Origin of the sequence: Micromonospora sp. URMC 106 (assembly GCF_051386395.1) — a bacterium.
Lineage (GTDB): Bacteria > Actinomycetota > Actinomycetes > Mycobacteriales > Micromonosporaceae > Micromonospora.
The window spans coordinates 1-23,528 of record NZ_JBPQTP010000076.1 but is presented as its reverse complement, the minus strand read 5'-3'; the positions used below and the strand labels follow the sequence as shown (position 1 = coordinate 23,528).

Genomic DNA, 23,528 nt, shown 5'->3' with positions numbered 1-23,528 from the left:
CCGGCTTCTTGCACCGATCCCTCCGCGATTCGGCAATCTGCGACGCGGCGCTATGTGATCCGACAACTGACGTGCGACAGGGCCCGGCGATCGAGGGGCGGCAGGTTAGCGGCCGACCAACGTCCTGTCATGCCGACGAGAGTGCATACGACCGTCGGGTCAGCGGGTCGCTCGACGGCGGCGGTTCGCAGCCAGGAGGACAAGCCACAGCCAGCCGACAGACACGCACAGCCGCTGCCACAGCCCTGCGCCGGAGTTCCACGGTTCGAGGTCGGCGAAACCCATCGTCGCGAGGACGAACAGCACGGCGAACGCCACCCCGCTTAGCGCCGAATACAGTGCGAACCAGCCCGATCGACGACGCGCGAACGCGACGCTCGCGGTCAGCATGGCGAGGGCCAGCGCGGCGAAGGCGGGCAGCGAAAAGGCCAGATCGTGCAACCGGCCCTGCCAGGTGACTGGAGTTGCGGCCGTGGGATAACCGCCCACGGGGTCGGTCACGAAGATCCCGGCGCCAATCAGGCCCACGCCCCACACGGCCACCAGCAGCGGCACGGCCAGCGCACCCGAGCCGGGACGCAGATTCCGGCGAAGGCCGATTGAGAACAGCACCACCAGCATGCCGCAGATGACGAAGTTCGCGATCTGCTGCCAGCCCTGTGGCCCGAGGGCGAGAGAGCTGATCGGGTGGCGAAGTTGGGAGTACCCATGGCCTTTGAAGGCGCCTTCTACCAGGTATGCCGCGGTGAAGAGAGGACCGACGAGCAAACCGGCGATGAGAAGCCGACTGGGGCGGAAGGGTGGCCGCTCAGGGGCGGCAGCGGCTACGTACGTCAACGTCGTCATGTTGTCAACCGTAGTTGACATGCATCAACGCGTCAACCAGGGTTGACAACGCTGCGATCAATCCGATGCCGCGAACGGGTCGTGCCGCTGCTCGGTATCCGATGTCTCTTCTGCGGCGATCAGCGCGCTGAGGTGTCGAAGATCAGTTGGCGGACGGTGGCAGGATTACGGCCCTACGCCCACGTCCTACCGGAGATCGAGCGGGCCGCTGTTGACGAGGCCGCTAAGCACCCTCTTCGGATGACTTGGCTGTACGAATGGCTGTACGGGGGGTGTGTTGATCGTTCCGGCGGAAGGCGGGAAGCCGCTGAACTGCTGCGATGGTGGTGCGCCCGGCAGGATTCGAACCTGCGGCCTTGGGATTAGAAGTGGCATTCACCTCTTGATCCCTGGTTTCAGTGGCTGCTTTGGCTGCACAAACTGCTTCCCTGGTGTGCTCGACTTTCCTTGATGGCCTGCATTTCGCACCACGAATAGCTCCACGGCTGGCCAGGTTGACGAGGTCGGGTGCATCGAGGTGTAGTAACGCTCTGTAAAGCCGGCCGTTGGTGGGGCTGGCTATCGGCTGCCTGGTGTCGGCTGGTTTCCGATGCTGAGGCCGCAATCCCTGGCGTGCCCGGGGGCACTCGCCCGACTGCCGGAGGACGCGGGAGCCCATGCGAGGCCAGCTCGTCACGGCGGCGCCAGTGCCGTTGCAGGACAGCCGGCCGATAAGCTGCGAGGAGGACCCTGGGTCTGCGAACCCGGGGACGGCCTCGCCGTAGCCTCTAGATTTGTGAATGGCTCATGAGCGTTTGCAGCCTCTCTTCGTAAACGGCGATGCTGGCGGTAGCGCTTCTCGTGTTCCATGCGAACGATCGGCGCCAGAGGGCTAGACGCTTGATTAGGTCCTCCGTGCAGGTCTGAATCAGTACGCCGTACTCAATATCGCCGCGTGCTTCAGCCCTGACGTCTGGGACGGCGGCGGTAGAACCGGCTGCGTATCTCGATCGACCTTCCAGCGCAACGAGGCATTGCTCTATTATGCCGCTAACCGCTAGGACATGGTCAAATACTTCCTCGTCTATTACAGCTGGCCCATTGGAGAGTACTGTCAGCCACGCCTTTTCCCAGGCATTTCTTAAAATTGAAGCGTTGACCTGAGGTGCGGAATCGATCTCTTTCGAAAAATTGATCAGACACGCATAGACGCTTTCTACGGCTCTTAAGCTAGCTTCCTCAAGCAACTTCTTGCGGTCGGCGCGGCGTGTCAGCAAGATTGCAGCAACTGCCGATGCCACCGCAAATAGTCCGCCGATGGATGCGCCAACCGCCTCAGCCGCCCAGCCGTTCAAGTTGTTAGTCAACCAGTCCACAGTGTATACAGTACAGCATAGAACAATCCGAGCGATGCCGCTATCGGCCTTTAATGGACAGGCGAGGTCTGGATGATCTGCGCAGCGTGGGACTACCTGTGCTATAGCAAGGGCTGGAAGAGGTACAACCCGGCACATCTTCTTGCGAGCGGCCGACTTTGTTTGGCAAGCAGGTCAAACTTCCCCGAATCGCCTCCTGCGGCGGCGATTATTTTCATGCACCCACTAAATTCTCGATTGAGTTGGGCTGTTATGTACGTTACTGATAGCCCTTTAAGTCACGTAGCGACCTCGGTGGGGGGCGGTGATGTGATTGATGCCAGCTTAGAGGGTGTGATTAAGTACCCGTTTGATGAGTTATTGGATGAGCAATCCTATATGGCAATTGTCATCCCGCCGATGACGGATGTTCAGCAGCGTACAGTGGTTGAACACTTGCATTCGCGCCTAGGTGCGGGTTACTCGTGGTTTATGGCAGCTCGCATAGGGCTGCGTGCGACGGTTGGCCTGAGTGGCACTTTCAACTGGCGCCTATACTTTGATGGCGCCCTAACTTTAGCCTTGACTGCTGCTGTAATTGGTAGCTTATGGGGCTTCGCGGGCAAGGCAAGCTTGGCCGCTTCCGCAATATACCTAGTCGCAACCCTCTTGAACTCGGCGCGATCTTTTGTTAAGCGAGGCAAGCAGAGTCGCGACACGTGGAACGTGTGACTTAGGTTTTTGTAGTGCTGGATAAAATGCGGAGCTTGCCCCTCCGCCTGCCCCGAATCCCCGACCGTTCCGAGGCGAGCGCAGAGCAGCCGCACAGAGCTTTTGAGCGAGACGTTATGGCACAGGGAGCCCGAAGGTGGAGCGTCCCGCCGGCTAGGCTAGCTAAGCCGTGCGGCCGCAAGCTTCCCGGCGTAGGGAAGCGCTTCGGCCGCGTCGGCGAACTGGCAGCCATCACGGACTTGCGGTCATTGCGCTTCCGGCGGGGCGCCAGGGCGCCCGGGGGCTCGCTTGGCGGGTCGCGCTCTTAGAGGGTTATCCCGCGCGGCGTCGATCCGGGCGCCGAGCAGACCACCGCCCAGTCCGCCAGTGTTCGTACGAGCCGTTAAGGCCGTCTCTTGGATGTGGCGGGCCGGACGGCGGTCCGCTCCCCACAAGGGCGGGCGATGGCAGGCAGATTCAAAGGACTGCTGTAGCCGCTAACCTAAAGAACGTATAGCTAGGGGTGATCTTGATTTCTAACGCCAGTGGAACTCGTAATGTTCAACATCGGAGGTGTGTTCAGAGAAGCTCATGGATGCATCAATGGGGAAGGAGAGTTCATTGCCTGCAGGTCGAATGGTGGCATTGATGGTAAGTTGCTCGCAATCTACAGGAGGGGATTTAATATTCGCCCTTCCAATCACGCGAAAGAAACCAGGGCCTTCTAGGATGACTTGGTTATCCCCCTGAAGTACTGTGTGGACGCGGCGATCTTCGGCGCGTCGACCTGGGAAATGCAAGCCGTCATCCTTCTTCGCAACCAGATCGATGTCGAGTTCTATAGTTTCTGCGCCGATTCGCGCAACACCAGACGTCTGGTGATCTGGTAAGACTACGGTCTGTCCCATCGGCACCACGGCATATACGACAAGGGAGCAGTGGAACGACATATGCCCTTGTCGTGGTTCAAGGTTGGCGACACTGGCTACTACGCTCACTTGAGGAAGTGCCTGCCGTGGCACAAGAAGCCGAACGAGATCGTCCCGCTTGGCCGACCTTACGGTTGTTGCATCCCGCCAAGGAACCTCGACCTCTACCGAACCACCACCCTGCAACCCGTGCTGTGGGTTCTTAACTACAAACGGCGCACGACCTGCGTCGAAAAGGAGAGCTACGACGTCAATGCCCCCGAAGTTGACAACCACATCTCTTACTGGCGGTGCCATCCCATCGAATTTCGCCCGCACCGCTGGCCACCAGTCGGCCATTTCTTGTGCAGCAACTCCAATAACCCCGCTGTTTTCGTCAACGCCGATGAGCCAGAGCAGTGCTTCGCCCGCGTTAGCGTTGCAGTGGCCGGCAATACGGCGAGCGGCTTTACTGTGCTCTTTGGGCCAATCCCGTTTGAGTTCTACGCGGCTATCTTCGATCTGCCCGACGCTGTCGATGCGCTTGACTATGCGTCTAGCCCATTCTTCTATCTCTATGAGCTTCACCTTGAGCTATTACCTAACCCCTCCGGCTCGTTGAGCCCATTTTTGGTGTCGTCACGCGTCAACCTCGAAGGTGAGGCGTGGAATTCCTTTCAGGAATACGGACTGCTGGAACCGGCCGACCCGCTCGATGTGGTCCGCAATCGTCCTTGCACGACCTTCTTCCGAGGCCGCCCATCGTCGCGACCGACTACCGCCCCGTCGCCCGCGACTCATGGCAGGCAAGATACCAATGGCGGTCACAGGAGCGCTGCCCGGCGTAACGGCCTGTCATCATCAGGGCGACGCGAGTGGTCGCCACTGTGCGACAGCGGGGGATGCCAAGGGCGACACCCTGGTGATGGCTTAAATGGCCGCAATGGCAGAAACCCCGCTATGAGCGGATTTCTACCATTGCGGCCATTTAGACCAGCGGCTTACGCGGGTCTGCGGCCTGTCGTCGCGGGTAGGGCGTGGATGGTGCCGGTGGTCTGGTGTACGTCGGGGTGGACGAGGAACGCGGGCGACGGTGGCCGTCCCGCTCCGGTCCGGGCCGGTGGGTCGAGCTGGCGCACGTACCCGTGGATCTCCAGCAGCGACAGCACAGGGTCAAGGTCGGCGGCGGTGGGGATCTGGCTGCGGACGGCCCGGTACAGCTCCTTCTTGGTGAAGGTGGTCGAGCCGGTGCGTTCGATCCAAGCGAGCACGAGCCGGGCGTAGCGCTTGCTCTTGTCGGTGCCCATGTCATCGAACGCGGCCAGGGCGTGAGCGGCGAAGTATTCGCCGAGCAGTGCGGCCCGCTCGATGGTCTCGGCCGTGACTGGCTTGCCCCAGCCGTCGCGCAGGTGTTCGGCGAGGTGGATCAGCCCGGCGAGGCGGACCACTGCGCCGGTGTATTTGCTGCCCCAGTCCACGACGTGTCCCCACGCGCCGCCGGGGGCGAGGCGTGGCTCAACGGCGCGTTCGATGTCCAACACCCGTTCGTTGGCTTCCGGGGTGAGCGGTAGCACTGCCGGGTCGGTCCATTCGGCGAGGCTGGCGACCAGGGCGCCGAGGTTGGCGGCGTAGGCGGTGGCGATGGGTTCGGGTACCGGGTCGGCACCGATCTTCCGGTGGCCGACGGTGTTCTCGGGCAGGCTGAACAGGATGCGGGCCAGCAGTCCTTTGCCTCGGAAGCCGGGCATGTCGGCGATGTCGCGCAGCACGTCGGGTTGCACGGCCAGGCCGAGGGTGAGGGCGGGGTGTTCGACGTGTTCGGGGGCGCGGGAGCGGCGGTTGACGCGCAGCATGTCTCCGGCGTGGCCCTTGAGGAAGACCTCCAGGTTGGGGGTGCCGGAGTAGCGGCCGGCGATGGTGGCGAAGATGCCGCCTTCCGGCGAGAGGACGGCGAGGCGTCCGCCCTGCTCGGCGAGCAGGGACGCGGCTTCCTCGCTGGTGACGTCGTCGGCGACCAGTTGCGGCAGGACGGGCACGGTCACGGCGTCGGCGCTCATCGCGGCAGCGGTCGCTTCGGCAAGCAGAGTGTCCCGGCCTGACGCATCGGCGTTCGCGGCGGCGATAGCGGCTTTCTCCGCCGTCTTACCGGCCACGCGCGCAGCAAGTTCGGCCTCCACGATCGCCGGCTTCGTCCGCTCGACAAGGGCCTTCTCCGCAGCGAGCAGCGGTCCGGTCATTGCCGCGAACACGGCCGACTTGCGGGAGCCCGGCGGCAGCACGACGACGGTGAACAGGTTTGTCGGTTCGCGCCAGGAACCGCGTACCTCCACTTCGGCGCGGCCCCCGGCGGCGGTGGACAGGGCGGCGAGGGCGATGCAGCCGGCGAGGTCGACGGGGGTTTGGGTGAACTCGGCGACGGCGTAGACGTGCTCGGCGACCCATTCGGGCAGCACGTAGGCCGGGAACTCGGGGAGGTGTCGGCGGTCGCCGAGCGGGATCAGTGGCGCCCACTGGGTGCCGGTGGCGGCGTGGTCGAGCATCGCGCGGCCGGTGGCGAGGATGTCAGCAACGTCGGCGCCCTGTTCGACCTTCTCGGCGAAGTAGACGCCGAGGTTGGCGACCTGGCGGCGCCGGGCGTGGTCGGCGACGATTCGGGCGTAGTGACCTGCGTTCGCGGTGGTGGGCACGGCGGCAATCAGCGTGTGGAGGTACGGGGCGCCGCCGACCTTGGCGAGGTCGCCGGTTGCGGCGAGTCGGGCGGCCAGGGCGATCGGGTCGACGGGTTCGCTGGCGGCGTGCATCGCGCAGAGCGTTTCCCACAGTCGGCCGTGAGCGGGCCGGTGGAAGTCGGCCGGCGTGAGCGTCGCGGCGAGGTCGGCGACGACGGACGAGTTGAGCAGCGCAGCGCCGATCACGGCCTGCTCGGCGGCGTGGTCGTGTGCGGGCGGTCGGGTCACGATGGACGTGCTCCTGTCGTGAGTCGGGGAGGGCGAGTCAGGCGGCGGCGCGGCCGGAGCGCGGCTGGCGAATCGCGGCGGCGCGGGTCACCAGGTCGCGCAGGCCGGCGAGCAGGGTGCCGAGCTGGCGGCGGGCGGCCGGGTCGACGTCGGCCAGGGCGACCCGTACGCGGATCTCGGCGTGCTCGCGGCCGTCGCTTGCCCGCACGCGGACGAGGACGGCCCGGGCACGGCCGGGCAGGTCGACCAGGATCTCTGCCGAGCGGTGTTCGCCGAGGTTGCAGCGGTGGTCCCGGGCGCACCACCCGGTGTGCCGTTCGCTGCCGGGACGGCGGTTCATCGGTTGCCCGCCCGGTACTCGGCGCGGACGTACTCGGCGATGCGGCGGCCGATACGGACGCGGCGGCCGGTGCCCTCGCAGCGGCGGCAGTCGCGTCGGGTGCCGATGGCGGTGCGGTGGTTGCGGCGGCCCCGGCAGCGGCGGCAGCGTCCCCACGGGGCGACGATGCACAGAATCAGGTGCCACGCCGCGTAACCGAGGGCGGTGAGGCTAGCGAGCAGGGCGATGGTGGTCACGAAACGCCTCCACGAGCCGGTTTGAGGGTGCGGAGGGCTGACGCCGCTAGTGGCTAGGGCGCTGGCCAGGGCTGGGATTGGTTGCTAGCGGGGGTGCTAGGTCTAGCGGGGGGTGCCGCTAGACCTAGCGACCACAGGCTGTCCGGGTTAGGCGGCTTTGTCTCCGCGTCGCTTGTTACGCTCCGCGATCGCATCGGCGATGTGCTGGCGTTCGATGCCGCGCCGGTTGGCACCCTTGCCGGTGGCCGGGTCGGTGCCCCACACCTGCCCCGTGGTGATGCCGTACGGCTTGAGCGCGGCCGTCAGCTGATCGCGGGTCAGGTCCCCGTACGCGTCGGCGTTCAGCTCGGCGAGCCGCTCCGTCAGCGTCTCCGCCCACACCTTCGGCTCCGTCGCGGGAACGACGGTGAGGATGTCGTCCAAGAGGGTGTCCCGGCGTACGGCCGGGGTTGGCGCGGCTTGCCCGATGGCGTGGCCGGTGAGGGTGCCGGCTGCTTCGCGTAGGGCGCGTGCCCGGTCGGTGATCTTCTCGGCGGTGGGGCCGTCGACGTAGAAGGTGCGCACGATCTGCGCGTCGTCGGCCGCGCCGACGAGGTAGCCGACGCCCTTGTCCTTCTTGGCGAACATGGTCGCCCGGATGCCGTTCTTGTACGCCGAGGTGCCCAGGATCATGTCGTTCTCGATCTGACCCATGACCCGCAGGCAGAACCGCGTACCCGCGTTCGCCGACACGCCGGTGGGCAGGCTCTTGGCGTCCGGCCGCTGCGTGGCCACGACGAGGATGACGCCCAGGGCGCGACCCAGCTTGATGACCTTCTCGGCCAGCTCTCCGGCTTCCTTGCCGAACTCCGGGTGCGAGAACAGTTCCTGCACCTCGTCCAGAGCGACAACGAGCCAGTGCAGACCGAGCTTGCGGCGGCGGGCCAGTTCGGGGGTGACCTTGTTGTCCGGGCACACCGCCTTCGGTAGGCCCTTGATGACGGCGGCGCGGCGCTGGCACTCCTTGCGCAGCTCCCGAAGAGCGATCAAGCCCTCTTCGGCGGTGTCGTCGTCCTGCCCCGACGCATACCGCGCCGACACCTTCTCCAACGGGTCGAGTCCGCCGGTGCCCTTGAAGTCGAAGCACCACAGTTCCGCGTACGGGTCCAACGCTGCCGCGAGCATGGGAACCTGCGTGGCGGCAGTCTTGCCGTAGCCGGGAATCGAGCCGATGAGCAGGTTCGTGTACGGCAGGTCGAAGGTGATGATCCGGCCGCGTGGGTCGGTGCCGAACGGCACCGGCTTGGCGAGGTCGAAACCGCCGGACGCCTTGAGCAGCGGCCAAGCAGCCGGCTTCGCGGCGGCCATGTCCTGATCTCCGACCCACAGCAGCAGTCGGCCGGGGTGCACCTCCGGCTGTCCCTCCGGCCACACACAGCCCAGGGGGCGGGTGAGGCCGGCGGCGAGCCGGTCGCGCCGCTCGATGACGTCCCCGGCGGTGACGCCCGGCGGTAGGTCGATGTCGGCCCGCCAACCCGGCCCGTCGCGGGTGATCGGGGCGGTAAAGGCGATAGCGCGGTTGCCCTGCTTGGCGATGGCCTGGGTGATGCCGGAGATGCCGAGTACGGCCAGGGCGCGTACGACCACATCCGAGGTGAGCCGGGCGACCCGAGGCACGACCACGGCGGTGTCGAGCAGCGGCTTGTCGGCCGGCTGACCGAACATCCCGCACAGCGTCACTAGCAGCGCCAGCACGGCCCACCGCGCCCACTCCGGGGCGAGAGCGACCGCCACGCCACCGGCCAGGGCGATGGCGAGGGTGAAAGTGGCGACGATGCCACGCCACCGCACTCGCCGGTCACGCTGACGGGACAGCTTGAGGTAGTCCTCGGCGTTCTCCCGCCGTACGGTGGCCTGCCGGACCGGCTCGCCTTCCCAGTCGAACAGCCACCGGGTCGCCCCGGACAGCATCCGCCATGCGCCGGCCGGGGCGCGCAGCGCCAGCTTGCCGGCGTACTTCGGAGTGCGGGTGGCGTGGTAAGCGGTGGTGTGCAGAAGGTGCCCGACCGCCCACCGCATCATGTCGCGCAGCTCGGCGCGTGAGCGCAGCCAGGCCGGCAGGATCGGGCGCCGCTGACCGGCGCGTACGCCGTCGAGGGTGAACCGCGGCGTGCGCTGCGCGGCCGGAGAGTCGACCAGCACCGGCCCGCCATCATCGCTGTCGGCGCTGATGCGGGCGGTACGGGCGGCGTCCAGGTCGACCACGTTCGCGTCGGGAGCATCTCCGGTCAGGTCGCGCTCGGCGGCCCGCCAGTCGAATCGGTCGTCGTCTCGGGGGGACGTCATGTTGGGTGTTCCTCCATCTGGGGTTGTGGCGGTGGGGAAGGGCCGGCGGCGCGGCGCAGGTTGGTAGCCAGGTGGCCGCGCCGCCGGGCAGGTGGTCAGGCGGCGCAGAACAGGGCGGCGATGAAGAGCCAGCCGATGTGCCACGACTGGTCCAGGGCGTAGGCCCCGGTGCCCAAGCTCGGGTTGTCGTCACGGCCGGGGCGGGGTGCGCCGAGGGTGTAGAAGTCGGCCGAGCCGAGAGCGGCGGCAATCCGGCGAAGCGGGGTGCGCCGGTCGGCGATGTAGTGGGTGACCGCCGAGATGGTCAGCCCGACCGCCACACCCCACGGGTCGAGCCGCAGGCCGGTGCCGGCGATCAGGAACACCAGCGCCAAGCCGGCGGTGGCGGTGTAGGTGGCGACGTGGGTGGCGCAGGCGATGCGGCCCGGCCAGCCGGGCTGGCCCTTGCAATCGGCCTGGTGCTGCGTCTGCACCCAGTGGTCGGCGACCTGGTGAGCGACGTAGAGGGCGACGAACACGGCAGCAAACGCGGCGGCGTGGCGGCCGGTGGGATCTGCGAACATGGGTGGTCTCTCCCGAGGTCGTTGGCTGAGGGGTGGAGGGCCGGCGGCGCGGCGCAGGTTGGTAGCCAGGTGGCCGCGCCGCCGGGCGGGGCTAGTCGTGCGTGCGGACGAGGTGTGCCAGGGCGGCGCCCATGCCGAGCACCCCGACCGGCAGGCAGGCCACGGCGGTGGTGATCCACCACGGGGCCGACGTGACCCCGGCCGCAACCAAGAGGTGGTACGCGACCTGGCCGAGCGCGCCGACGAACAGCGAGGCGATGGCCGACCACTTGGCGAACTGGCGGGCCAGGTCCGGCACCCGGCCGGACAGCCACACATAGAGGGCGTACGCGCCGTACGTCTCCACCCCGATCGGCAGGGTGATCGCCGAGTTGATGGAGAAGCTGTCCCAGATGCCCGGCAGCGGGTGCACCACCCCGAACCCGGTGAGTCCGCCGAGCCCGACCCACCCGGACCAGATCGCCACGAACGCGGGCAGTGCCAGCAGCACCACCGGCCACACCACCGCCCGCCGGTTGTCCGTCGAGTCGGCCGGGAGCGCATCGGTCGTGATGTTGGTGCCCAGGTCTGCGACGGGTGCTGCCTGCTCCGACACGACCGGCGAGATGCCGTCGTCGGCCGGCGACAGGTCCGGTGCCGGGACCGGGTGAGCGATCGGGTCCGGGGCGCTGCCGGCTGGGTCGGTGGTGGGCTCGGGGGTGGCCCGGGGGGTGTCGGTGCGGGTGAGAGCGGCGAGGATCGCGTCAGCCTTCGGACCACCCACCCGCAGCTCCTTCTTGATGCGGTTGCGCGACGGGATCTCGCCGAGCTGGTCGGCCAGGTCGCGGGCGGCGGGGATCAGGTCTTCGACCGGCCGGGGGAAGGCCGACAGCGTGGGGGCGGTCATGACAGGTGTCCCTCCGATACGTCAGGGCCGTAGATGAGCGAGAACAGGGCTTGTTGCAGGCCCACCAGGTCCGCTCCGCACCCGTCGTACGGCTCGGCGATCGCCGGGTAGCCGTGCGCGGCGAGCACCTGGGCCACGTCCAGCGCGAGACCGAACGTGAAGCGGGGGTCGTCAGCGGGGCGGGGGATCGGGTAGCGACGGCTCATGGCGCTACCCGCCTACGCGGCCCGGCCGTCGGCCGAGCGAACGGCGAGCAGGGCACGCGCCTCACGCAGCACCCGGCGCTGCGCCCGACGAAGCCGCTGCCAGTCCAACTCGGTCGGGCCGGCGTCGCTGGTCAGTGCGACGATCTGCGCGTCGAGCAACAGAACCTCGGCCTCGATCAGCGGCAACTCCTGCTCAATCTCGGAGAGTTCAGCGGCGTTCGGCTCGACCTCGGGGGAGTGGTTCGACTCAGTCACTTGCATGTCCCTTCTGACTGATCCGGCGCTCTAGATGCGCGCCTTAGTTGCGCAACAAGGTAGCGATACGCGGGTCTGTTGCGCAAGGGGGTAGCGGTATGTTGGTCCGATGAGTGATGCGCGAGATGAGCTGTCAGCAGCTACGAAGCGGTATCGGCGAACCGAAGCTGCTCATGAGGCCGCACGCGAAGCGGTGGTTGCGGCAGTGGTTGCGGCGCTACGTGATGGCGTCGGTCCGGCTGAGGTCGAGCGGCTGTCGCCGTTCAGCGGTGCCTACGTCCGGAAGCTCGCTCGTGAGCACAGCGTCCCGCCTGCGCCGCCGGGGCCGAAGCGGGCCACCCGGTAGCGGTCAACCGGCGGGCCGCAACGCGTAGTTGCTGGCGTCCACCAGGCCGTACGCCAGCGCGGACGCCTCCATTTCGTCGATGGCGCGTGCCGGAATCACGAAGCGGCCACGGACCTTGATGGCGGGGAACTGGCCGGCGTGAATCGCCCGGTAGAGGGTCACCTCCGACATGCCGAGAATCGTTGCGGTGTCCGCGACCGACCGGAACCGAGGGCGGTCGTTCTTGGCGGCGAGGGGTTCAGCCACAGGAGTCTCCTCAGTAGTCTGTGCTTGGCGTTCCGTTCGGCTTGCTGAGACCCAGTGAAGTCGAAAAGAAGCGGAGCGCCCATGCAAAAGCCGTGCAACGCTCGGCAATCCGATGCAACTTGCAAGCTCGGGAGACCACGGTGGCGACGGTAGATCGGTGGACAGGGAGCCTGGCCTGTTCGCTGCAAGCTGCCGCCGGAATGACGAACGAAGGATTTGCCGGGTGGCTCGGCATCGCGACAAGGACGGTCGCGTACTGGCACAGTCGGCCCGACACGATTCCCGGGAACGCCAACCAAGACGTGCTTAACGCCGCCTTGGACCGTGTCGCGGATTCGGCTCGCTCCCGGTTCTTCGAAATGCTCAGCGCGGGGCGCCCGGAGGGAAATGCTGGCAGCGGCGGCAGTGTTGTTGATGCTGTGAGCGCTGCTGCCGACTCGGTCGCCAATGATTCCCTGCTGCTGAGCCTGGCCCTGCCACACGACTCTATTGAGTCCTTGCAGGAAGATGTGAGGTTACTCGCCCGATCGGGAGGCATGGCAGCCTTCGATGTCTTCAGCAGTGCCCGCCGGTTGCGGGACGAGGCAAGGGCTTTAGTCGAGCGCACCCGTCGGCCCGTCGAGCTTGCCGATCTCTACGTGATTATCGGGCAGACCGCTTCCCTTATGGCATCCACTGCCTTCGATCTAGGGCACTGGAACGAGTCGGCGGCGCTGGCCAGGGCGTCCACACAGTACGCGGGCCTTGCCGGGCACGCTTCGCTCAAGGCGTGGACGTACGGCCTGCAAATGACGTTGGCGAACTGGCGCAACGAGCCGGATGTCGCGCTCACCTACTTTGCCCGCGCGATGCGTGCGGCTCCTGAGGGTGAGCCAAAACTCCGACTCCGGTATATCGCTTCCCGCTCTCATGCCCTGCTGGCCGACGCGCAATCGGTCGCCGAGGTGTTGAAAGCGGCCCGGCATGATCGGGACATGGCCGATTCCCGTCCCGACGATCTTAGCGGGTCGGTCGGTGGTGAATTCGCATTCGGGGAAGCCAGGGCGGCGGCGTGCGCGGCAGCAGCCTGGCTTGATCTGCGCAACGGTGAGCAGGCGGCGAAGTGCGCCCGAGAAGCCTTGGAGGTCTACGAAGCTCTGCCGCTGTCCCGGCGGCCGTACTCCCAGATCAACGGGACGCAGATCGACGTAGCCGCCGCACACCTACACATGCGCGACCGGGACGGCGCGGCAGACGCGTTGCAAGGCGTTCTCGACCTACCGGCGCAGAAGCGCAACGTGTCGCTGACCGGGCGACTGGAGAAGGTCGGGCGGCTGCTAACCACGCCAGCGTGGCGCGACGACTCGGAAGCGCAGCAACTCGCCGAACGCATCTCCGTCTGGCTCGCGGAAACGTCAGCCCGTCCGCTCTCCTGACGCTTGCCACGCGGCGAGCACCCGCGCTTCCTTGTCGCTGCTGAGCCCGATTTCGGCGGCCCGGTCGTGCCTGCTCATCTCGCCAGTCTCGGCCATCCACCGCCAGGTGTCGGCGACGGTGTCGGCCAGCGGCCGGCATAGCAGCCCGGCCCGGTGCGCGCGGGCGGCGTCGACCCGCCAGACGCCCTCGAACGTGCGCCAGAGCGGCAACTCTGACCACTGCCGCACGCCTTGGTCGACAAGCACGTGATCCGGCACCCACTCGAACCGCGGTGCGGCACCCGTCGCGGCGGCGCACGCGGTGAGCAGCTCCCCGAACGTGGCCTCGTCAACGGGCGCACAGACGTTGTACGCACCCGAGATGCCCTCGGCAGCGGCACGCAACGCGAACGCGGCCAGGTCGCGGACGTCGACGGGCTGAATCGACCGATCCGGCGAGCCCGGCGCGAGAACCGTCCCACCGGCAGCGACCCGGCGCAGCCACCAGGGCAGCCGACCGACGTACTCGCGTGGGCCGAGCACTACACCGGGCCGTAGGACGGTCGTCCGGTCCTGGCCGAATGCAGCCAGGGCGGCAGCCTCGCACCCCGACTTCTGGTAGCCGTACTGCGTCGGCCCGTCCTCTGTGTCGGTACCGTAGTCCGGCCCGGCATCGGGCGGGCAGTACAGCACCTCGGATTCCTCGCAGAGTGGCTTCAGCGGCCAGTCTCGGTAGACGCTCACGGTGGACATGAAGATGTACTGACCGGCGACGGGAGCCAGGGCACGGGCCACATCGAGGGTGTTCCTCGGCACGTAGCCAGAGGTGTCCACCACTGCATCCCACGGCCCGGCGTCTCTTAAGCTGCCGATGTCGCCGGGTCGTGTCCGATCGCCTCGGATCGCCTGCACGCCAGGCACGTCTGTGCCCGAAGTGCCACGGTTAAAGGTGGTGATGTCCCAGCCGCAACTTTTTGCTGCTGAAACCACTGCGCGTCCAACGAACCAAGTGCCTCCGAGGATTAACATCCGCATGGGTTCATTATGCTGCACCACCTGATCTGGCTCCAGGGGTCTACTGCCTCTCAAGATCTTCCCCGGCGTTCGTGAACCTGCCAGCTGCGATTGATGTAGCCCTTGCTTTCAAGCGGTTTGCGACGGTCTTGTGACTTTTTGCTAAAGTCTATACGGCACGTGTCATTGCTTTGCGGTGTAAAGGGCGCATCAAAAAAGTTGGCGGCAAATCGGTTGAGCAACGTATCGTTCGTTAGTAGTTGCGCCTCGCGTTCAAGAGCCGTCGCCAGAATTAGCATGTCGTTAATGGTGTTGCGGTAGTTGCTTTTTGCATTGAATTTGGTTGAGAATGCCTCCAGTAAGACAAACATGCGTTCCACGATAACTGGCGATAGTGAAAGGCAGGAAACCCGATTCTCGATTATGAAGTCGAAGCGCGAGAGGAGTTTCCTCTGAAGTTTGCGATCTAAGCCGTTGACGCAAAGTTCGTAGTAGCGTCGATCTTGGTTGTTGATGGCGACTGAGATGCGATTGTGGCCGTATTCAATGATTGCGGGGAAGTCGGAGTTCAACTCAATGATGAGCTGGTCTGTGCGCCTCTTCCAGCCCCGGTGTTGGTGCCCGAACCTGAGTTTGGCTTCCGTGTCTCCAGACTTAAGCCTCTCGTAAATTCCCGCCACCTCCCAATCGGTCAGTCGTGGAAGGTAGTACCGTGCTCGCTTGAAGTCGTTCGCTTGAACTAGTAGGAACTCCTGTGCGGTAACTGAGCTTATCGCCTTGCTGGTGACTGTGTAGTCAGGCACTCCTTTAAACGCGTAAGAGATAATTTGTGTGTCGATGATTTCCGTGCTCACTTATCTCCCTCGCCCCCTAAGCCGTTTTGGCTGCGGGAATTGTCAGGCGAAACGATCGCCCGCCGGCCTCGGGTAACGCTGACCAGGCCGTCTGCCGCCAGAGAAGCCACCGCACGGTGAGCGGTGCCGACCGAGACTCCGTGCGCCGCAGCCAGCTCGGCGACCGTAGGAAGCGGATCACCCGGCTGGAGGCTCCCGGCGCGGATCTGCTCGCGTAGTTCCTCGGCAATGATCCGGTACGGGCTGCTCGGCGGAGTGGGCGACGTCGGGCGCGTCGGCATCCGGGCGGCGAGGGTGGCGGCGGCCCGCTGGTCGGATTCGGAGAGCCACGCGGCGTAGACCCGGAGGGTAGTGGTGCCACCGCCACCGTGACCGAGCCGACCGGCAACGGTCCGCACGTCGACACCGGCATTGATGAGTTCGGTTGCTGAGTAGTGGCGCAGGGCGTGAATGTGGCTGTCGAGGCCAAGTCGCCTGGCGAGTCGCCCGTACCGCTGGGTGATGGTGTCGGGGCGGTAGCCGCGGCTGTTGTCCGGCTCGGGGGAGAAGACGTAGTCGGCCGGGTCGGCCGTCGCGTCGAGCTGGGCCAGGCGGTCGACGTACCGCGTGTGCAGCTCGGTGAGCACGGCGACCGTTTCGGGGTCGAGGGCGACCCGCCGTTGCTGGTGAGTCTTGGTTTCCTTCTCTTGCAATGCGCCGTCCGCGTCGAGGTAGGCGCTTCGTCGGAGCGTCAGCACGCCGGCGGCCAGGTCGAGGTGATGCCATCGCAGGGCGGCCAGCTCACCCCGCCGGGCACCGGTCGTCATGGCGAGCCACACCAGCGCGCCCCAGTCCGGGTCGCGCCACGACTCGATGATGATGCGGGCGGCGTCGGTCGGGTTTGGCGGTTGCGGGTCGGGGTGCGGCGGCGCGGGCGGTTCAGCCTGTGCGGCGGGGTTGACGGCGATCCAGCGCCATCGCACCGCGCGACTCAGCGCACCGCTCAGGATCCAGTGAATCTGCCGCACTGAGGACGTGCTGAGCGGCTTGCAGACATGCGGCCGGCATCTCGCGGTGCAGGTGTGTTCACCCTTCACCCGGTGCGTCACGAACGCCTTGTCACCGCACCAGTCGCGGCAGCGGCGCAGACTCGCGTAGAAGGATTCGAGCGTCTCGGGGTCGAGGCGGCCGACCGGCAGCTTGCCGAGCACCGGCCGGACGTGCTTGTTCAGCTTGTTTTCGTACCCCATGCGTGTGGTCGGCTCGATGTCGGCCACCTCAAGCCACCGGTCGAGCAGTTGATCCAGTGTCGCGCGGGTACGCGGGTTGCGTCGCTCATCGACCTGGGCAAGTAGCCGCGTACGCGCCTTCTCCGCTTCCTTGGCAGCGGTGCGGCCGGCGGGGATGACTTCGGTCAGGTAGTGCCGCTTCCCGCTGATCGGGTCTACCCCCGCATAGACCTTCACGCGCAGTGACCCGCTGGGCAGGGTCTCGACCTCGCCACGTTGCCGCTTCGTGCGTCCGTTCGAACTCGCCACGCGGCAAACCTAGCTCAGTCGCACCACGGATAGCCCCACGCGGGTTGCTGGGCCAAGAGAAAGTCCTGTGCGCCCGGCAGGATTCGAACCTGCGGCCTTGGGATTAGAAGTCCCCTGCTCTATCCGCTGAGCTACGGGCGCGCGGCGTACGTGTCGCGCCAGAAGGGTACCGCCGCCCACCGGGTGACCGGTGGAACGGGTGGTGGCGTCCCACGTCGTCGATCAGGGTCGCACGCACGCCCGGCGAAGGTCACCCGGGTTCCGCCGTCCGCGCGGCCCTCGGACCGGCGGGTCGTACCCTCGGCTGGTGCTGCTTGACCCGGACACCGAGAACGACGTCGCCTACGAGCTGTGCCAGCTCCTCGGCCGCGCCATCCTGCCCATCCGCCGGACCGACGCCGGGGCGGCCGACGGCGGCCGGGGCGAGGGCACCGCGTTCCTCTTCACCGGGCGGGGGCGGGAGTACCTGCTGACGGCCGACGCCCTCACCCACGCCCCGGCCGGGGAGATCGGGCTGCGGGCGAGCGTGACCGAGCCGGCCGGGGTGGCCGCCGACGCCGTGGCCCTGCCCGACTTCGCCGCCCGGTGGCGCCACCACGAGGACCTAGGCGTCGCGATCATGCCCACCGGCGGCCTGCACGAGCACGCCGAGGGGGCGGGCTGGCGCTGGCGTACCCAACAGGTGCCGGATCCGATCGCGGCCGACCGGGACGCGATCGCCCGGATCGGCGCGGAGCCGGGTTCCGCCATCGTCCTCGCCCACGGGGCCGGCGCGGACGGCACCCGGCCGTTGGAGGTGGCGATCGAGCGGGTGGCGCGCGTGGGCGACACGGTCCGGGTCACCACGGAACTGCCCGTCGGCTACGTCGGCGCGCCGGTGTTCGGCGTCCAGGCCGCCGACAGCGACGAGGTGGGGCTGCGCTGCCTCGGCCTGGTCCTGCCGGCCCGCGACGGCGGCCACCCGCTGGCCACCTTCGACCGCATCCGCGAGGCCGTCGCCGCCGCGTGAGGTCGCGTCGGCGGCCGGCTCAGCCGCCCTGCGCGGGCGCGCCCGCCGGGTCGACCTCATCCGCCGGCCGCCGGCTCGCCGGTGGGCGCTCCCCGTCGCGGACCGTCGGCCCGGCGTCGAAGAACGCGTCCGCCCAGCGCCCGACCTCCTCGAAGACCTTTTCGCGTACGGCGGGGCCGGAGAGTGTGAGGTCGTGCATGCCGCCGTCGAAGCGTGCCACGGTGACGTGCCGGCCGAGGCGGGGCGCCCAGCGGACCATGTGCTCGACGTCGAGGACGGCGTCGGCCAGGGCGGCCGACTCGTGCCACTTCGTGCCCTTGAACGAACGGGTCGAGCAGGCGAGCAGCACCGGCACCTGGATGTCCAGCCCGGCGCGGAGCTGCCGCTGGGCGGTGCGGATGGCGTTCAGCCAGCCGGCCCGGACGGGGAACCCGGCGAGCGGCTTCCAGGTCAGGTCGTAGTCCCATTCGCCGTGGTGCTGGGCGTGGATGCTCTGGCTGTAGACGGTGCCGAGCCCGAACGGCAGGACGCGACGGGGCGCGCGACGGCCCAGCGGGGCGACGAGGGCGGCGAGCGGCCGGCGTACCGCCCAGGGGGCGTTGATGTCGAAGAAGGGGCTGTTCAGGAAGAGCCCGTCGATGATCCCGGCGTCGCGGCGCGCGTGCGCCCAGAGGGGCATGATCAGCCCGCCGGTGGAGTGGCCCATCGCGAGCAGGGTGTCGTGCCCGTCGTCCTCGCGGATGATCTTCGCGGCGGCGTCCAGCTCGGGGAAGTAGTCGCTGACGTCGCGGCAGAAGTTCGGGGTCTGGTGGGGTCGCAGGCTGCGGCCGTGCTTGCGCAGGTCCAGGGCGTAGAAGTCCCACCCCCGCTCGGCGAAGAAGTGGCCGAGGTGGGCCTGGAAGAAGTAGTCGGTGAAGCCGTGCGTGTAGAGCACGGCCCGCCTCGTCGGGCGGTCGGCCCGACGACGGACCAGGGTGGCGACCACCGGTCCCTCGTCATCGGTACCCAGGTCGATCGTCTGCCGCTCGTACGGCGGGCCCAGCACGTCCGGTTCCACGAACGCGACGGTACGCCGGGAAGCTACCGGGCGGTAGCCCCGCGTGCCCGGCCCCGCCCGCCCGCACCCGGCGGACGGGGCCTCGGGCGTACGTCTCAGACCGTCTCGGCCTCGGCGCGGGCCGGGTCGGTGTCCGGGTCGGTCTGGGTCTCCGCCTCGGCGGCCGGCTGGCTGACGTCCCGCAGGTGCTTGTTGTGCCGCGGCTCCTGCTTGGTCTTGGCGTCGTTGAGCCGCCGCCGCAGGTCGTCCCGGACATCGTTGAGCGCGGCGTGCAGGTCCTCCTCGGCGGAGGTGGTGACGATCTTCTGCCGGCCGGCGATCCAGCACTCCAGGGTGACCTTCTGGCCCTTGGCCTCCCGGTCCTTCACCGACACCTCCAGCTCGGTGGCGTCGGCGTGGAACCCGGCCAGCCGGGCGTCCAGCGTGGCGAACTGCTCCGCGATCCAGTTCCGGTCGCCCTGGGAGAACCCGGCACCGACCCGCAGGCACTCGGCGACGGTGGCCGGGTTGGCGACGGCGCTCATCGCCGCACCCGGCCGAAGACGGGGGCGGTTGCGGTGGTGGTCATCTTCATGATCGCTGACCTCTCGTTCGTCGTGCTGTCGGCGGTGCGGTTGATCGAATCCATACCCCGCCGACTTCCGTCCGGAACGTGACCTTTCCGGCGTCCCGATCCTGCGCCGGGCGCCGGTCGGCGCCACAGGGCCGCTGGGCCCTAACACACCGGGACCTTGATCAGGTGTTCGTCCACAGGCGGTCCCGTTGTCCACAGGCCGGCGGCGGGAGGTGGCGGCCGGCCGTGCCGGGAGCCGAGGCTCGGTGCCGAGTCGACTCGCGAAGGCAAGCCCGATCTCCCCCTGGAGGGACGATGTTCGACACCTACGTCACGGTCGTGGGCAACGTACTGACCGCCCCGGAGTGGCGCCGCACCACCCAGAGCAACACCCTGGTGGCCAACTTCAAGGTCGCCTCGACCGCCCGCCGGCTCGACCGCGACAGCGGTCGCTGGGTCGACGGCAACAGCCTGCGCGTCCGCGTCAACTGCTGGCGCAAGCTCGCCGAGGGGGTGGCCGCCTCGGTGATGGTCGGCGACCCGGTGGTGGTCTGCGGGCGGCTCTACACCCGCGACTGGACCGACGACGCCGGCAACCACCGCACCCTCTACGAGCTGGAGGCGGTCGCCGTCGGCCACGACCTGTCGCGGGGCCGGAGCCGGTTCGCGCGCAACCGGCCGAGCATGACGACCAGCACCGTCGAGGACGCGGAGACCGAGCACCGGGTGCACGGCGAGGCCACTGAGCCGGTGCCGGACGAGGACGTCCCCGCACTGCCGGACGGCCGCCCGCTCGACGACGAGTTCGAGCTGCCCGACTTCGCCGGGCCCGGGTCCGGCCGGGGCCTGCCGGCCGACGCCGCCTTCGACGGCTCGCTCGACCCCTTCGACGACCCGACCGACGGCGTTGGCGAGGACGAGCCCGACGACGCCCCGCCGGAGGCCGGCGACCCGGTGCCGCCGGCCGAGGAGTCCGACGCGACGGTGGGCTCCCCTTCCGCCGAGGCCGGGGCGGGCGCCACCCCGAACGGGCGCGGCCGCCGGAGCCGGGGGCGGGTGCCGCAGCCCGCGTGACCGGCGCGGCCCGGGCGACACGACGGGGGCGGGGTGACGCCGGTCGCGCCGTCGTCACCCCGCGTGTCTCCCGCGGCCACCCCCGCCGGACCGCCCCGCCGGTGCGGCCGTGCGGGCGGGGCGCTCGGCGGGGCCGTGCGGCAAGGCCGTGCGGGCCGGGCGTCGCGGCCGGACACGTGCGGGCGGGGCGCTCCGGCCGGGGCAGTCGTGGCAGTGCCGCCCCGCCGGTCCTGCGGGCGGGGCGCTCCGACCGGGGTCGGGGGAGCCGCTCGGCTAGGCTGGCCGGCCGGAGGTGATGGCGGGTGCGACAGGCGACGCCGGTGGCGACCGCGGCGGGACTGGTCACGGGGTACGCCCTCGACGCGCTCCTCGGCGACCCCCGCCGGTACCACCCCGTGGCCGGCTTCGGTCGCGCCGCCGTGGCCCTGGAGCGACGGATCCACCGCCCGGACCGGGGCGCCGGCGCCGCGTTCGCCGCGCTGGCGGTCGGTGCGCCGGTGCTGCTCGGGGCGGCCGCGACCCTCGCCACCCGACACCGGCCGGTGGCCCGGGCGGTGCTGGTCGCCGCCGGCACCTGGACCGTGCTGGGCGGGCGCACCCTGCGACACGAGGCCACCGTGATGGGCCGGGCCCTGCGCGACGGCGACCTACCGGCGGCGCGGCAGCGACTCGGCCACCTCTGCGGCCGGGACCCGTCGGCGCTCGACGAGCCCGAGTTGGCCCGCGCGACCGTCGAGTCGGTCGCCGAGAACACCTCGGACGCCGTCGTCGCCCCGCTGGTGTGGGGCGCGGTCGCGGGCCTGCCCGGCCTGCTCGGTTACCGGGCGGCGAACACCCTCGACGCGATGGTGGGGCACCGCTCGCCCCGCTACGCGCGGTTCGGCACCCCGGCGGCCCGCCTCGACGACCTGCTCAACCTGGTGCCCGCGCGGCTGACCGGGCTGCTCACCGTCGCCGTCGCGCCGACCGCGCACGGCGACCGGGAACGGGCCTGGCGGGTGTGGCGCCGGGACCGCAACGACCACCCCAGCCCGAACGCCGGGCAGTGCGAGGCGGCGATGGCCGGCGCCCTCGGCGTACGGCTCGGCGGCCGCAACGTCTACTTCGGGCGCTCCGAGGTCCGGCCGTTCCTCGGCGACGGCCCCCGGCCCGAGGCCCGGCACCTCGAGCGGGCCGCCCGGATCTCGGGCGCCGTCGGGCTGGCCGCGCTCGGCCTGGCCGCCGCGTACCCGCTGACCGTCGGTCGCCTGGTGACCGCCATGGGTCGCCGCGTCGCCCTCTGGCCGGGGCGGGTGAGCGGCCGGTGAGCGGCGGGCTGCTGGTCGCCGGCACCACCTCCGACGCCGGCAAGAGCGTGCTCACCGCCGGCATCTGCCGGTGGCTGCACCGCCGGGGCGTCAAGGTGGCGCCCTTCAAGGCCCAGAACATGTCCAACAACTCGGCCGTGGTCGTCGGGGCGGACGGCCGGGGCGGCGAGATCGGCCGGGCCCAGGCGATGCAGGCGGCGGCCTGCGGGCTCGCCCCCGACCTGCGGTTCAACCCGGTGCTGCTCAAGCCGGGCAGCGACCTGGCCAGCCAGGTGGTGCTGCTCGGCGAGGCGGTCGACACGGTCACCGCCGGCAACTTCCGCCAACTGCGGCCCCGCCTCGCCGAGACGGCGTACGCGGCGCTCGCCGAGTTGCGGGAGGCGTACGACGTGGTGATCTGCGAGGGCGCGGGCAGTCCGGCGGAGATCAACCTGCGGGCCGGCGACTACGTCAACATGGGCCTGGCCCGGCACGCCAACCTGCCCACGATCGTGGTCGGCGACATCGACCGGGGCGGGGTGTTCGCCTCGATGTTCGGCACCGTCGCCCTGCTGGACCCGGCGGACCAGGCGCTGATCGCCGGATTCGTCATCAACAAGTTCCGGGGCGACCTCGGCCTGCTCCAACCGGGGCTGGACATGCTGCACCGGGTCACCGGGCGGCCGACGTACGGGGTGCTGCCCTGGGCGCTCGACCTCTGGCTCGACGCCGAGGACTCGCTCGCCTACGGGCGGGTGCTCGGCCGGCCGGCCGCCCCGCGCGGCACCGACTGGCTGGACGTGGCCGTGGTCCGGCTGCCCCGGATCAGCAACGCCACCGATGTCGAGGCGCTCGCCACCGAGCCCGGCGTACGGGTGCGGCTGACCGTCGAGCCGGCGGAACTCGCCGCCGCCGACCTGGTCGTCCTGCCCGGCTCGAAGTCGACCGTGGCGGACCTGGCCTGGCTGCGGGAGACCGGGCTCGCCGACGCCGTGCTGGCGCACGCGGCGGCGGGGAAGCCGCTGCTCGGTATCTGCGGCGGCTTCCAGATGCTGGGCCGGGCCATCCACGACCCGGTGGAGAGCCGGCAGGGGAGCGTCCCCGGTCTGGGCCTGCTGCCGATCGAGGTCACCTTCGACCCGCGCAAGACCGTCCGGCAGTCGGTCGGTACCGCCGGCGGCGACGTCCCGGTCCGCGGCTACGAGATCCACCACGGCTACGTCTCGCACGCCGAGCCCGCGCTGACCCCGCTGCTGACCTGCGCCGACGGCAGTGGCGAGGGTGCGGTCGTGGGCGCGGTCCACGGCACCCACTGGCACGGGGCCTTCGAGTCCGACGGGTTCCGCCGGCGCTTCCTGGCGGAGGTGGCCCGGCTGGCCGGCCGGTCCGGGTTCCGGGTCGCGCCGGACACGTCGTTCGCCGCCGCCCGCGAGCGCTCCCTGGACCTGCTCGGCGATCTGGTCGAGGAGCACCTGGACACCGACGCCCTCTGGCGCCTGGTCGAGACCGGTCCGCCGGCCGGCCTTCCCTTCATCCCGCCCGGGCGCCGTCCAGCCCCTGCCGAGCCCTCATCGGACCACCGCCGGTGGCGCCGGAGCGCGCGACGCGGGG

At 68.9% G+C, this 23,528-nt stretch carries 23 protein-coding genes and 1 tRNA gene; 6 read left to right on the top strand and 18 right to left on the bottom strand.

The window, feature by feature from the left end:
- Nucleotides 1-159: 159 nt before the first annotated feature.
- Both ACSNOB_RS21890 and ACSNOB_RS21885 read right to left on the bottom strand, forming a co-directional pair.
- Nucleotides 160-846, bottom strand: a complete 687-nt coding sequence (locus tag ACSNOB_RS21890) for a DUF998 domain-containing protein (RefSeq protein ID WP_436688323.1) — start codon at nucleotides 844-846, stop codon at nucleotides 160-162.
- Between the two features lie 767 nt (nucleotides 847-1,613).
- Complete coding sequence (locus ACSNOB_RS21885) at nucleotides 1,614-2,201, bottom strand: hypothetical protein (protein WP_436688322.1); 588 nt, start codon at nucleotides 2,199-2,201, stop codon at nucleotides 1,614-1,616.
- 72 nt (nucleotides 2,202-2,273) lie between these two features.
- Here ACSNOB_RS21885 and ACSNOB_RS21880 point away from each other — a divergent pair, with 72 nt between their 5' ends.
- Nucleotides 2,274-2,912, top strand: coding sequence for a hypothetical protein (locus ACSNOB_RS21880; protein WP_436688321.1), 639 nt, complete (start codon nucleotides 2,274-2,276; stop codon nucleotides 2,910-2,912).
- A 515-nt stretch (nucleotides 2,913-3,427) separates the two neighbouring features.
- Here the strand turns inward: ACSNOB_RS21880 and ACSNOB_RS21875 are convergent.
- From ACSNOB_RS21875 to ACSNOB_RS21830, 10 genes are all read right to left on the bottom strand, one after another.
- Entirely contained in the window at nucleotides 3,428-4,387 is a 960-nt protein-coding gene (locus tag ACSNOB_RS21875) for a hypothetical protein (protein ID WP_436688320.1), read from the bottom strand.
- A 413-nt stretch (nucleotides 4,388-4,800) separates the two neighbouring features.
- On the bottom strand, nucleotides 4,801-6,756 hold the full coding sequence (locus ACSNOB_RS21870) for a DUF3987 domain-containing protein (protein WP_436688319.1): 1,956 nt from the start codon (nucleotides 6,754-6,756) through the stop codon (nucleotides 4,801-4,803).
- Nucleotides 6,757-6,793: 37 nt separating this feature from the next.
- On the bottom strand, nucleotides 6,794-7,096 hold the full coding sequence (locus tag ACSNOB_RS21865) for a hypothetical protein (protein WP_436688318.1): 303 nt from the start codon (nucleotides 7,094-7,096) through the stop codon (nucleotides 6,794-6,796).
- Nucleotides 7,093-7,332: a hypothetical protein gene (locus ACSNOB_RS21860; protein ID WP_436688317.1), complete on the bottom strand. Its 240-nt coding sequence runs from the start codon at nucleotides 7,330-7,332 to the stop codon at nucleotides 7,093-7,095. The genes ACSNOB_RS21865 and ACSNOB_RS21860 overlap by 4 nt, the downstream gene beginning before the upstream one ends.
- Nucleotides 7,333-7,479: 147 nt before the next feature.
- The gene (locus ACSNOB_RS21855) at nucleotides 7,480-9,657 is read right to left on the bottom strand and encodes a cell division protein FtsK (protein ID WP_436688316.1); all 2,178 of its coding nucleotides are present in this window, start codon (nucleotides 9,655-9,657) and stop codon (nucleotides 7,480-7,482) included.
- Nucleotides 9,658-9,752: 95 nt separating this feature from the next.
- Nucleotides 9,753-10,220: a DUF3307 domain-containing protein gene (locus ACSNOB_RS21850; protein ID WP_436688315.1), complete on the bottom strand. Its 468-nt coding sequence runs from the start codon at nucleotides 10,218-10,220 to the stop codon at nucleotides 9,753-9,755.
- 91 nt (nucleotides 10,221-10,311) lie between these two features.
- A complete protein-coding gene (locus tag ACSNOB_RS21845) occupies nucleotides 10,312-11,106 on the bottom strand; it encodes an ABC transporter permease (protein ID WP_436688314.1) in 795 nt (264 codons plus the stop codon).
- Nucleotides 11,103-11,312, bottom strand: a complete 210-nt coding sequence (locus ACSNOB_RS21840; RefSeq protein WP_436688313.1) for a hypothetical protein — start codon at nucleotides 11,310-11,312, stop codon at nucleotides 11,103-11,105. Before ACSNOB_RS21840 ends, ACSNOB_RS21845 begins: the two co-directional genes overlap by 4 nt.
- Before the next feature lie 12 nt (nucleotides 11,313-11,324).
- Nucleotides 11,325-11,573 carry a DUF6284 family protein gene (locus ACSNOB_RS21835; protein ID WP_436688312.1) on the bottom strand — a complete coding sequence of 83 codons (249 nt, stop codon included), beginning with the start codon at nucleotides 11,571-11,573 and terminating at the stop codon, nucleotides 11,325-11,327.
- Between the two features lie 343 nt (nucleotides 11,574-11,916).
- Nucleotides 11,917-12,159 carry a helix-turn-helix domain-containing protein gene (locus ACSNOB_RS21830; RefSeq protein WP_018799286.1) on the bottom strand — a complete coding sequence of 81 codons (243 nt, stop codon included), beginning with the start codon at nucleotides 12,157-12,159 and terminating at the stop codon, nucleotides 11,917-11,919.
- Nucleotides 12,160-12,359: 200 nt separating this feature from the next.
- On the opposite strand from ACSNOB_RS21830, the gene ACSNOB_RS21825 reads away from it, so the two are divergent.
- On the top strand, nucleotides 12,360-13,574 hold the full coding sequence (locus ACSNOB_RS21825; RefSeq protein WP_436688311.1) for a hypothetical protein: 1,215 nt from the start codon (nucleotides 12,360-12,362) through the stop codon (nucleotides 13,572-13,574).
- On the opposite strand, the gene ACSNOB_RS21820 is transcribed toward ACSNOB_RS21825, so the two are convergent.
- The 4 genes from ACSNOB_RS21820 to ACSNOB_RS21805 form a co-directional block, all read right to left on the bottom strand.
- Nucleotides 13,554-14,588 carry an NAD-dependent epimerase/dehydratase family protein gene (locus ACSNOB_RS21820; RefSeq protein WP_436688310.1) on the bottom strand — a complete coding sequence of 345 codons (1,035 nt, stop codon included), beginning with the start codon at nucleotides 14,586-14,588 and terminating at the stop codon, nucleotides 13,554-13,556. The two genes, ACSNOB_RS21825 and ACSNOB_RS21820, sit on opposite strands and share 21 nt — an antisense overlap.
- Nucleotides 14,589-14,638: 50 nt before the next feature.
- The gene (locus tag ACSNOB_RS21815) at nucleotides 14,639-15,421 is read right to left on the bottom strand and encodes a PIN domain-containing protein (protein WP_436688309.1); all 783 of its coding nucleotides are present in this window, start codon (nucleotides 15,419-15,421) and stop codon (nucleotides 14,639-14,641) included.
- A complete protein-coding gene (locus tag ACSNOB_RS21810; RefSeq protein WP_436688308.1) occupies nucleotides 15,418-16,938 on the bottom strand; it encodes a tyrosine-type recombinase/integrase in 1,521 nt (506 codons plus the stop codon). Before ACSNOB_RS21810 ends, ACSNOB_RS21815 begins: the two co-directional genes overlap by 4 nt.
- Nucleotides 16,939-17,006: 68 nt before the next feature.
- Nucleotides 17,007-17,079: transfer RNA gene (locus ACSNOB_RS21805), tRNA-Arg, on the bottom strand.
- A 166-nt stretch (nucleotides 17,080-17,245) separates the two neighbouring features.
- On the opposite strand from ACSNOB_RS21805, the gene ACSNOB_RS21800 reads away from it, so the two are divergent.
- Nucleotides 17,246-17,947 carry a hypothetical protein gene (locus ACSNOB_RS21800; RefSeq protein ID WP_436688307.1) on the top strand — a complete coding sequence of 234 codons (702 nt, stop codon included), beginning with the start codon at nucleotides 17,246-17,248 and terminating at the stop codon, nucleotides 17,945-17,947.
- A 19-nt stretch (nucleotides 17,948-17,966) separates the two neighbouring features.
- On the opposite strand, the gene ACSNOB_RS21795 is transcribed toward ACSNOB_RS21800, so the two are convergent.
- Nucleotides 17,967-19,004, bottom strand: coding sequence for an alpha/beta hydrolase (locus tag ACSNOB_RS21795; protein ID WP_436688306.1), 1,038 nt, complete (start codon nucleotides 19,002-19,004; stop codon nucleotides 17,967-17,969).
- A gap of 95 nt (nucleotides 19,005-19,099) precedes the next feature.
- On the bottom strand, nucleotides 19,100-19,528 hold the full coding sequence (locus ACSNOB_RS21790; RefSeq protein WP_436688305.1) for an HPF/RaiA family ribosome-associated protein: 429 nt from the start codon (nucleotides 19,526-19,528) through the stop codon (nucleotides 19,100-19,102).
- 344 nt (nucleotides 19,529-19,872) lie between these two features.
- Between ACSNOB_RS21790 and ACSNOB_RS21785 the strand changes: the two genes are divergently transcribed.
- The 3 genes from ACSNOB_RS21785 to ACSNOB_RS21775 all read left to right on the top strand — a co-directional run.
- Nucleotides 19,873-20,631 carry a single-stranded DNA-binding protein gene (locus ACSNOB_RS21785; protein ID WP_436688304.1) on the top strand — a complete coding sequence of 253 codons (759 nt, stop codon included), beginning with the start codon at nucleotides 19,873-19,875 and terminating at the stop codon, nucleotides 20,629-20,631.
- Between the two features lie 302 nt (nucleotides 20,632-20,933).
- Nucleotides 20,934-21,938 (top strand): cobalamin biosynthesis protein, encoded by a 1,005-nt coding sequence (locus ACSNOB_RS21780; protein WP_436688303.1) that lies wholly within the window; start codon nucleotides 20,934-20,936, stop codon nucleotides 21,936-21,938.
- Nucleotides 21,935-23,528 (top strand): cobyric acid synthase (locus ACSNOB_RS21775; RefSeq protein WP_436688302.1); only part of this gene is annotated, 1,594 nt, incomplete at its 3' end. The genes ACSNOB_RS21780 and ACSNOB_RS21775, both read left to right, overlap by 4 nt.